This window comes from Cytophaga hutchinsonii ATCC 33406, from assembly GCF_000014145.1.
In the GTDB taxonomy this organism is placed as follows: Bacteria; Bacteroidota; Bacteroidia; order Cytophagales; family Cytophagaceae; genus Cytophaga; species Cytophaga hutchinsonii.
In genome coordinates this window covers 1,984,413-1,995,000 of sequence record NC_008255.1, presented here as the reverse complement: position 1 = coordinate 1,995,000, position 10,588 = coordinate 1,984,413, and the positions used below count along the sequence as shown (strand labels likewise).

Annotated in this window: 7 protein-coding genes and 2 rRNA genes (1 of these 9 running past the window's edge); 8 read left to right on the top strand and 1 reads right to left on the bottom strand. The window is 37.9% G+C overall.

The annotated features are described in order from the left end of the window. The 8 genes from CHU_RS08290 to CHU_RS18870 all read left to right on the top strand — a co-directional run. Positions 1-1,037 (top strand): 23S ribosomal RNA (locus tag CHU_RS08290); it begins 1,860 nt to the left of the window's first position. Positions 1,038-1,142: 105 nt separating this feature from the next. Beyond that, positions 1,143-1,254, top strand: a 5S ribosomal RNA gene (gene rrf / locus CHU_RS08285). A gap of 185 nt (positions 1,255-1,439) precedes the next feature. Continuing rightward, entirely contained in the window at positions 1,440-2,300 is an 861-nt protein-coding gene (locus CHU_RS08280) for a hypothetical protein (protein WP_011585082.1), read from the top strand. A gap of 210 nt (positions 2,301-2,510) precedes the next feature. After that, positions 2,511-3,164 carry a hypothetical protein gene (locus CHU_RS08275; protein WP_011585081.1) on the top strand — a complete coding sequence of 218 codons (654 nt, stop codon included), beginning with the start codon at positions 2,511-2,513 and terminating at the stop codon, positions 3,162-3,164. Continuing rightward, the gene (locus CHU_RS08270) at positions 3,151-4,281 is read left to right on the top strand and encodes an AAA family ATPase (RefSeq protein ID WP_011585080.1); all 1,131 of its coding nucleotides are present in this window, start codon (positions 3,151-3,153) and stop codon (positions 4,279-4,281) included. The genes CHU_RS08275 and CHU_RS08270 overlap by 14 nt, the downstream gene beginning before the upstream one ends. Then, positions 4,254-5,018 (top strand): hypothetical protein, encoded by a 765-nt coding sequence (locus CHU_RS08265; RefSeq protein WP_011585079.1) that lies wholly within the window; start codon positions 4,254-4,256, stop codon positions 5,016-5,018. Before CHU_RS08270 ends, CHU_RS08265 begins: the two co-directional genes overlap by 28 nt. Beyond that, the gene (locus tag CHU_RS08260) at positions 5,011-7,536 is read left to right on the top strand and encodes a hypothetical protein (protein ID WP_143144162.1); all 2,526 of its coding nucleotides are present in this window, start codon (positions 5,011-5,013) and stop codon (positions 7,534-7,536) included. Before CHU_RS08265 ends, CHU_RS08260 begins: the two co-directional genes overlap by 8 nt. Then, entirely contained in the window at positions 7,520-9,271 is a 1,752-nt protein-coding gene (locus CHU_RS18870; RefSeq protein WP_011585077.1) for a hypothetical protein, read from the top strand. Before CHU_RS08260 ends, CHU_RS18870 begins: the two co-directional genes overlap by 17 nt. Before the next feature lie 13 nt (positions 9,272-9,284). Here the strand turns inward: CHU_RS18870 and CHU_RS08250 are convergent, their stop codons facing one another. Then, positions 9,285-10,427 carry a serine hydrolase domain-containing protein gene (locus CHU_RS08250; protein ID WP_011585076.1) on the bottom strand — a complete coding sequence of 381 codons (1,143 nt, stop codon included), beginning with the start codon at positions 10,425-10,427 and terminating at the stop codon, positions 9,285-9,287. Positions 10,428-10,588 lie beyond the last annotated feature (161 nt).

The window sequence follows — 10,588 nt, the reverse complement described above, 5'->3', positions numbered from 1 at the left end:
GGTGCCGGAAGGTTAAGAGGGGGGCTTAGCGTAAGCGACGGTCTGAATCGAAGCCCCGGTAAACGGCGGCCGTAACTATAACGGTCCTAAGGTAGCGAAATTCCTTGTCGGGTAAGTTCCGACCTGCACGAATGGTGTAACGATCTGAGAACTGTCTCAGCCGTGAGCTCGGTGAAATTGTAGTAGCGGTGAAGATGCCGCTTACCCGTCACGGGACGGAAAGACCCCGTGCACCTTTACTATAGCTTTGCATTGATTTTGGGTAAATGATGTGTAGGATAGGTGGGAGGCTTTGAAGCGGGTACGCTAGTATTCGTGGAGCCAACGTTGAAATACCACCCTTTATTTACTTGGAGTCTAACCCCTGAATAGGGAAACAGTGCATGGTGGGTAGTTTGACTGGGGTGGTCGCCTCCAAAAAAGTATCGGAGGCTTCTAAAGGTTCCCTCAGTACGCTTGGTAACCGTACGTAGAGTGCAATGGCATAAGGGAGCTTGACTGTGAGACAAACAAGTCGATCAGGTACGAAAGTAGAGCATAGTGATCCGGTGGTTCCGCATGGAAGGGCCATCGCTCAAAGGATAAAAGGTACGCCGGGGATAACAGGCTGATCTCCCCCAAGAGCTCACATCGACGGGGAGGTTTGGCACCTCGATGTCGGCTCGTCACATCCTGGGGCTGGAGAAGGTCCCAAGGGTTCGGCTGTTCGCCGATTAAAGTGGCACGCGAGCTGGGTTCAGAACGTCGTGAGACAGTTCGGTCCCTATCTGTGATGGGCGTAGGAAGTTTGAGTGGACCTGACCTTAGTACGAGAGGACCGGGTTGGACTAACCTCTGGTGTATCTGTTGTGCCGCCAGGTGCAGTGCAGAGTAGCCACGTTGGGACGAGATAAGCGCTGAAAGCATCTAAGCGCGAAACTCACCACAAGATGAGACTTCCATACAGGGACGTCAGAGACTATGACGTTGATAGGCTGCAAGTGTAAAGTCAGAAATGGCATAGCTGAGCAGTACTAATTACCCGATAATTTTCTTTGGAAAAGTACTTTGATATACCCTATAATCATTAGGTCAAACCTATTAGTTTGCTAAACAGCCAGGTTCTCCAGCGGAGACAGAAAAGCAAAGCAGACACACACCTTAATGGTGGCTATAGCGTTGGTGTTCACCTCTTCCCATTTCGAACAGAGAAGTTAAGCCCAACTGCGCCAATGGTACTGCAGTCAAATGTGGGAGAGTAGGTCGCTGCCAACTTATTATCAAAACCCTTATCCTAACCGATAAGGGTTTTTTGTGTTATATAATTTTAAACAGACCACATTAGCCCTCCTGTAATTACATACACCACTAAAACAATGCAGGCAAGTGAGATAAATTGATTTGCTATTTTATAATAAATATTTAATTTTATTTATTATTTACAATTTTAATTTATTCAAATGAAACAATTATTCTATCTGGCATTTTCTATTTTGATCGTATCGATGACCTCTGCTTGCAAAAAAAGCAGTGACCCCACTCCAGCATCACCAGCAAACTCTACTGTTACATTACATGCAACAGATGGTAATGTGTATTGGAATGGAAATAATGAAACGAAACAGTTGGCAGTTAAAGGACAGCTAACAACAAAAAATCTGGTAATTACCGGCACCGGTTTCAAACTTCAGGTAGATACTATTGCCGGCATAGTAGGGACATATAATCTGACTCCTACAGATTTCAATAAATTTATTGAAATAAATACTACAGCAGATGTTTATGTAAGTTACAATAATTCAGGCCAAATTGTAATTACATCGATTGATAGAGTGAATCAGACAGTTTCAGGTTATTTTAAGTTAACGATGATGTCTTCTACCGGAGCAACTACATTTACAGGAGATTTTAAAAACGTTTTTTACCCAGGTAAATCATCTATGACAGCTGTTATTAACGGAGCAAATTGGTCAGCTGCAAATCCATATTATGGTGTTAATAATGGTCAGGTTAATATCACGGGAAGTAATGGATTCGGCGGAGCACCCATTTTTCTGAATTTAGAAAATGTTACGGCTCCGGGTACGTATGAAATAACATTAAGCGGCAGTTATAGAGCAGAGTACTACACAAGCAATTTTATCCAATATAAAGCTACTTCCGGACAGGTGACGGTTACCGAATACAATTCCATTTCGAAAGTAATCAAAGGTACGTTTAGTTTTACAGCTCCTCAAGTACCTGATACAGGTCTGGGTGGAACGCCAGGACCGGCTACTGTTACCGTAACTAATGGAAAGTTTAATATTCAGACGCCTTAATTAATTTAATCATAATACTCTATCAAACCCTTATCCTAATCGATAAGGGTTTTTTGTGTTTAGACCCGTAGCAACTCTATGTATCAAGATTTTTATAAAATAATTAAACTTTAAAATTATTTCAACGTATTTTCAAGTCATATTAAATAATTCCTCAAATCAGAATTGCCCCTTACTGTATTTTCATAAATCTATTGCTCCCCTTTATTAATGACTGATAATTATTTTTTAGAAATGATCCGTACACTTCGTAAACAGGAAGAGGTTATTTTGTATGGAAACATAGTACACATCAATGAAAAATATACCGGAGCAGTTGTAGAATTTCTTCAAAAAGAATATCAAAAGGAAATATTGGAATATCCTGATCACAATCTTCCTGCGTTTGAAACAGAGGCTGCTTTATGGGCAGCACAAACAATTTATACAGCAGCACAACTCTTGTTATACCGGGAAAATAAAGAAACAGACCTGGAACAACTGCTGCCTGATTACAATATTACACGTACCGCATCAGCTGTTTTATCGGTAGATCTTTGTTTGCGTTTTTTACCTGATATTCTGGTGCAACTGAAAATGATTGACAGTGAAGATTCAATCATTGAAATACTTGAACGAAAACTTATTTATTGGCACTACTCAGGCATTAACTATACATTGCCGTTACAGTTGCTTGATTTTAACAGCATGTTTATTGAGCATGCCTTAAAAAGCATATACATAAATCGTATCATCACTTATAAAAAATTAGATCTGGCTAACCAGGATGCATGCAAAGATACTGTTGCAGCGCATTTAGGTCTTTTTGCTGAGCAGTTTTGGAAAGAATTTAATAGAGAAAAATATATAGATGGAACATATTGAAAAGCTTAACGCTGTACTAAAGCATATAAAAACTTCCTTTGTAGGTAAAGATGAAATTATTGACCTGCTGGGAATAAGTTTGATTGCCAGGGAAAACGCATTCCTGCTTGGCCCCCCGGGTACAGCCAAGAGTGCGATTATACGCGCATTATCGGCGTGTATTTCGGATGGTAAAAATTTCGAATATCTGTTAACCCGATTTACAGAACCGGGAGAATTATTCGGGCCGTTTGATATCCGGAAATTAAAAGAAGGGGACTTGGTAACGAATACAGAAGGTATGATGCCGGAAGCTTCCATGGTTTTCCTGGATGAAATTTTCAATGCCAACAGTGCCATCCTGAATAGTTTATTAACGGCATTAAATGAACGTATTTTCAGAAGAGGAAAGGAAACTAAAAAGTTACCAGCGCTCATGTTTATTGGCGCGAGCAACGTATTGCCGGAAGACGAATCGTTAAATGCCTTACTTGATCGGTTCCTGATTCGTGCTCGCTGTGATTATGTAGATACCGATTTGCTTGAAGAAGTATTGGTTGCAGGCTGGAATCTTGAAACCAGAAATCAAAATCAAAAACCTGCTATTGCTCCGGCAGAAATAATTGAGCTGCAGCAATACGCCAAACAAGTCGATGTATCAACAGTGCGCAGGCAATATGTTGACCTGATACACAATCTTAGAAATACGGGGATAAAAATTTCAGACAGGAGAGCGGTGAAGATTCAGAATCTCTTGGCAGCAAGTGCTGTAATGAGTAACAGAAAAGAAGTAATCCCATCGGATCTGTGGGTATTAAAACATGTATGGGATACAGAAGAACAGATCGAAATCCTTGAAGGCATTATTAATACGATCATAGAGAAGGATACAAATCCCTTGGCGCATCCGCAGGCGCAATACAATAAAACGCCGAATGCAGAAGAGCTTATTAAAGAAATAATTCAGTTAACAGAAAAGTGGGAATCCGGTAATTTATCTTTTGAAGAACAGAATGTTGTAAAAGATAAATTAAGGTATTTACAGACACGCAGCAACTGGATCAAAAACAACGAACACAAACTTCATATACAGGAAAAAATAGAATCTTTATGGCACAAAATGCTTCAAACGATATAAGCTATTTCTTACTGTTGGATGAAGTGCATAAAGCAGATTTAGGCACGATACGGATATGGAATAATTTGAAGGTTGCCTTTGATGAAAAAAAAATATGGATCAAAGATTTTACACCTGAGCAGATTCATTCGGTAGAAGTTAAAAGCATTCCATACAAAACAATTTATTATTCGAAGGAAACAAAACTTTATCTGCAGAATAGTTTGCTGCCGGATAGAAATATTCCCTTATCCTTATTGTGGACACCTATTGACAGGGCGTTGCCAGTAATCCTGCCCGCATTTAACCATAATTATTTCGGCATACATGATAAAATCAGTATTGAACTGATTGTTTCCGAAAAAGAAGAAGAAGCCTGTGCCATGATTACAACACTTGAGACGCTGAAGCACTATATAGAAACAGCACCGGCTATTCGCTTACAATCTATCCAATGGACGATTCTGAATAAAAAGAACGTGCTCTTAGTTGGTAAACCATTGCTGCCGGTTACTGGTAATACGTATTGGCAGCAGCAGGAAATGCTGCTGCCGGTAGGCTTTGACTTTGAACTTCCTGTTCTTGCAAACAAAATACGGCATAAAATAAATCCTGAAAACCAAGTTGTTGTTTTGTGGAATTCCAATAATACGTATCAATTAATAGACAGACAGGCATTCAAACCATTATCGTTAGGATCATTCCGTGCAACAGTAAATCATCCGCTTTTTTATTCTTCGGTATATGAAAATGAATGATTACTTTAATGCGTACACCAATTATTTCTGGCAGTGGGAAGACAATGCCGAAGTTATTGCTATACCTGATCATAGCACGATTGCTTATCGGGCATTTATAAAAGAAGTGCTTGCAATACTTTCAGACCAGGGTTTACCACCATTTGGTGCGTTGCTGGCTGCAATCCTTGCAACCAACGCTCAGGGAAATGTTGCCCTGGATGTATTGCAGCAAAAATTTGCAGATGAAATAAATAAAGAAGGCAATGCCTATCTGGTTGAAGCATTTGTTTTTTTGAAACTGCTTTCAGAAATGCCGGAAGAATATAAAAAAGGAAACAAACGTGTACTTCTTTTACAGGTAATCTTTGAAAATTGCCACAATATTTTTTCTGTAAAAAACTCCAGGGAGATTATTCGCTGGTATGATGTAAATAAAGAAAATACAGCGCTTTTTGCTGAAAAAAAGGAATTGAATCATACCATTTACAGCAGAGATTTCAGAACGATTTCATTGCTTGGTTCGCGCTTCAAAAGTGTAGATGCGATCATAGATAAAATCGCATCGATACCTGAAGTAACAGAAGTTATTATTCCCAAAGAAGAAACCAGAAAAGGGAATAATAAACAAACATTTATAGATGAACTGATTGCTGATAACAGAACGTTTCAGTTGGGTATATTTGCTGAACGTATTTTATCCGGACTAAATGTTCCGTTCCACCGGTCATTGGCAGATCAGCAGCCGCTTGGCGGTATTTCTGATGTAACAAATAAAGGTTCGTTTGATAAACTGTTATTGTCAGAATTTGCAAACGAAGATATTCTTTTTCTTTCCCGGCTTGCCAACAATGAAGCACTTTATATTGAACGCGAAATTCCTCCGTCAAATAATAAACTCAAGCGCGTTTTCCTGATAGATGTGTCTTTAAGAAATTGGGGAACACCCAAATTAATAGCTTTTGCAACGATGCTGGCTATTGCTAAAGCGCCTAAAACTGCTACGATAGAATGCAGTGCGTTTTCTGTTGGCCGTTCATTCAAACCCATTGTTCTGGATAACATTCATGCCCTCATAGAAGGCATGCAGATACTGGAAGGCAGTGCAGATGCCTCAAGCGGATTGTCGTTGTATTTTAAAGAAAATCCGCCCGATAAAGATACAGAATTGTTTTTGCTTACTGAATCTTCTGCAGCGAAACAAACGGCTATGTATAATAGCCTGGGCACGTATGGCCCGTTTATTAACTATTATATCCATACCGATTTTGACGGGAATATTGATGTCTTTAAAAAGCAGCAAAAGAGTCAGAAACATATTCAGCATATTAAACTGCCGTTAGAAGAGCTTTTGAAAAAGAAGCCTGCAACAGCCAAACTTAATCTGCGCAATGAGTCTGTACTCAATTATCCGCTATTGGTAAGGAATGCAACGCATGTTAAACAGCAATTACTTGCTCCAAACGGAGAGTTGTATCAGATAACAGGAGAGAAGGCACTTGTAAAAAAATACGACCGGTTTGCAAAACACAATGAAAAAGGTTGGGTAATTGTACATGAAAATATACCTTTTGCTGACGGCATATGTGAAATAGTTGAGTTGAATAACGGAGAACATATGTTATTTATGTTTCATGTACAGAAAAAAATAATTGTATTACTAAATATTGCTACAGGGGATAAAAAAACGGTAACATTTAATGAATTCGGAATGAATCATGTATATAAGAATTTCATATACATTGATCAGAGTTTTTATCATAAAAACAATCATATATGGCGTATTGGCATTGATGGAACCGTTGAACTTGATTCATATATACAGGAAAAAGATTTATTTACGATAAAAAAGCCGTTAGCTTTAGTACCAGATAAAAGCTATACACAAGGTATATTTAAAAATATAAATGATGTTTTTATCAATGAAAACAATAACCTGGTATTTAACATCCATGAGCTTCATTTAAAAAGTAATTCGTATTTTAAACTGGAAAAAACAACACACATTTCCAGTACAAACAGATCTACTAAAACAAAACCGAATGAATTTGTATTTGATGATGGGAGCTGTATTGAAGTAAACAGATCAGGCGTACTAATACTGAAAAGCAGTGATGAAAACATTCCGTTGATTTACATTCCATCCATTATTGAATCAGCCTTGGGGCTGGCCGCAGGAAATGATTTCTCCGGCTATGAATATTATTATAAAAGTCCGCTGGTTGAACTGATTTTAAAAAAAACGGGTCAGAATGTATTACCTCAAATTCAGGCACTGCATGAACAGACAGATATTCCGAGACATGAATGTGGCGAAATTATGCATTCAAGATCCTTGCCGAGAACAATTATTCAATATGTATCCATGGGAAAGGCAGAGACGATCAGGCGAATGCTGGAAATACATGGCTCAACAATAGAAATAAAAGAAATGCCTGCTAAAGAACAAAAGCTGACGATTATACCTCCGTCTCTTTTTTACGATAAGTACATCCAGGCGTTTGTGAAAAATATTCAATCCTATGGAACTAAGAATTAATCCGCATCATAAAAACAGTTTTCCGATAGGAGGAATCCTTATTAAGGATGCATCTGTCAGGCAATGGATGAAGGAAATGCAACGCATGAATCTGATATCGGAAAATTGTCAGATTTTTCCGATACCGGGAACAACGGCCAATTCAGTCTGGGGATGTCTAATTATATATGCTGGTAAAATAGACAATTATCTTCTTGGTAAAAATGAATTATGCCAGCAGGTGTCTTCCAATTTCTTTATCCCGGAAAAAACAATTTTATACCCGGCTGTTACAGAAAAAGAAATGGAATCGGCATTGGGATCTGCCATGCATATAATCCATCCCGATTTTGGTATGACAGCCTTAACGGATGCGCTTGATCTTGACCAGTATATTGAGCTTCCGGCGAGCGGCCTTGCTGCTGTTACGGTACCTGAGCAAGGTGCTTTTATACCTTCATCGATACATGCTTTTCAGATAAAATCCTTATCACCGGAAGAAGTTCTGAAGAATCTGGAAGAAAATATTTTCCCTAAAAAAGAAAAAATAAAAGAAGAACCGTTAACTATTTTTGAAAAGCTGAAGCTTGGTTTTTATAAGCTGTTATTTTCAAAATCAGTTAATGGCCGTGAAACCGATGGTGCAGCTTTACGGAATCAAACGGAGAGCATTGCACCAGCTAATGGATTACTATCTAAATTTCAATCCTGGCTGCACCGTATTTCAAACAACCGTTTTTCGAAAAAACTTCAGCAGGATTTTGAAGACCTGGAAAAAAGAAATCAGAAACAAATTGATAAGCTGATGGATCTCTTTAAGAACAATCTGGAAGAAGCATTGAAGTATGCTATTCCGCTAGACGAAGGAGGTACGGCAAGAGGCGGTAATCAATCTTCGTTTGATTTAACCAAACGCTGGATGGATTTATCCTGGCTGCACCATGCTAAGGGTTCAGCCAGCGGCGGTTCTATAGATCTGGGTAATCATTATTATGACCTGCAAAGACAATATTACGCATCTGCTCAGGAGTTGCTTGATAAAAAGGAATATCAAAAAGCAGCCTTTGTGTATTTAAAATTATTGAAAAATTACCACTCTGCAGCACAGGCACTTGAATCCGGAAAATATTACCAGGAAGCTGCAACCATTTACGTAAAGCATGCAGGCAATAAATTGAAAGCTGCAGAATGTTATGAGCATGGTAAAATGACCGATGAAGCCATCATGTTGTACAAAGAATTAAATGAAAATGAGAAAGTAGGAGACCTGTATGTTTCGATAAACAAAAATAAGGATGCCAATGTGTATTATGAAAAAGTGGTAGATGATTACAAACTTCGTAACCAATATATAAAAGCGTCTTTAATTTATAAGAACAAAATCAAGAACACAATAGGGGCGCAGGCTTTACTGTTAGACGGATGGAGGACGAACAGAGATGCTTCAAATTGTCTGAACAATTATTTTTCCAATATTTCAGATTTGAAAATATTGAAAAATGAAATTCACGATGTGTATCACAACGATGTTACAGAACATAACAGCGAAGTGTTTTTAACGGTTATTGAACATGAATATAAAAAAGGGAATGAACTGGCAGAGCCAATGAGAGAGATTGCTTATGAAATTGTAGCGAAAAACGTTGAAAAAAATCCCTTTATCGTTTCTATGTTAAAAGGATTCAATAAAAATGATACACAATTGCTTAAGGATACAATGAAATATAAACAGCAGGCAAAAAATAAAACTAAATAAAAGCTAACGCTGATCAGTTAGATTTTGTTTGTTCTGTAACTTGTCTCAATATTTGCCACCAGCGTAAGTCGAGGTTTTCTTTGTTGAATTTCATTAAGGAAACAATGACAACGTTATTTTCAGGATTAATGTAAATCTGCTGTCTATACATACCAAGAGCCATATAATCTCCAACTTCTTTTTCTCCGATAAACCAGCTGTTGTTGTAGCCTACATTTTCCCCCAATGAATTTACAGGAGTAATAGATTGCTTCACCCAATTACTATCAATCAATTGGTTTCCTTTCCAGCTGCCGTTATTTAGATACAGCATACCGAATTTAGCATAATCCCTTGCAGAACCCGCGAAACAGCCTATTGCGCGTGTATGTTTGGTTTTATAATCATAGCCCCATACGGCAGAATCACAGGTGCCGATTTTAGACCAGATATTATCCGAGAAGTATTTATGCAGATCCTGTTTGGTTGTACGTTCAATGATTAAGCCCAATAAGGTGTAGTTGATATTAATGTATTCAAAATGCTCACCGGGCTTATGGTCAAAATAGATATAAGGCAATACATTTTCAACTTTACCATAATAAGCATCTGCAACATTTGGAACGCGCATTCTGATGCCTGATTTTTGATTCAGTAAATGGTTGATGGTTAGGGATTCAAAATTCTTATGATAATTGAGTTCCGGCAAATAATCTGTTACACGATCATTTACAGAACCTATATACCCTTGTTGGATAGCTATTCCGAGACATGCGGATACAAACGATTTGGATATTGAAAAGGAGGGAACCGGATTGTATTTTTTTATTTTCCTGTCTGTATATTCATACAGGATACTATCGTTTTTAATAACTACAAAGTATTTCGTTTTTTGTTCTTTTAAAAACTGATCCAGGGGTAATTTTATTAAAGGTACTTTTGAGGTCCAGTTTGCTACTTCAAATGATTTTTTTACAGGAACTTTTTTAAATTCAAAACACGTATCGGCATGTTTAACGGTTTCATATTTAAATCGATAAACGTCCTGCTCATCCGGGACAATATAGCGATATGCCTGAATAGGCATACAGCTGTATACAGTCAATGCAATCATTCCAAACAATACGGATTGTCTGAATGATTTTACTGAAATAAATGAATGAACTCTGAACAACAATGTTTACCGGTTAATGTTACTACAAATATACGATCGAAATAATATTCGATACAATATAGAATATACAAAAAAATCACGGATTATACGCTTATGTATGGTGACAAACGTTCTTGCGGACGGATCTGTAAGTTTTTATTTTATGAAGGTGTGAATAGCCTACC